The sequence below is a fragment of the Streptomyces sp. NRRL S-1022 genome, assembly GCF_000720135.1.
Taxonomy (GTDB): Bacteria; Actinomycetota; Actinomycetes; order Streptomycetales; family Streptomycetaceae; genus Streptomyces.
The window spans coordinates 1-303 of the sequence record NZ_JOIU01000185.1 but is presented as its reverse complement, the minus strand read 5'-3'; the positions used below and the strand labels follow the sequence as shown (position 1 = coordinate 303).

The window sequence follows — 303 nt, the reverse complement described above, 5'->3', positions numbered from 1 at the left end:
TTCCGGGTGCGACGTGGCGGTCCATCGGCTCGACCGACGTGATCGTGGTGACGAGGCAGTCCCCGGTCTTGCCGCCGTACAGGACCAGGGTCTGACCGGCGGTCGCCGCCGTGGCATCGGTGGTGATCACAGAGTTTTCGTCCCACGGACTGGCCTGCTCGGAGGTCGGATACGGCGCGCTCACCGTCGCGGCGGCGGAGCCGGAGACGTAGGCCAGCGTGTCGAGCCGGTGTGCGAGAGCCAGCTCGGTGCGTACCCGGTAGGCGGCGTAACTCCGCCCGTCCACCTGCGGCATCAACGACG

General features: G+C 69.6%; 1 protein-coding gene. It reads right to left on the bottom strand.

The features are described 5' to 3' along the window. Positions 1 to 303 (bottom strand): hypothetical protein (locus IG05_RS43345; protein ID WP_037816063.1); only part of this gene is annotated, 303 nt, incomplete at both ends.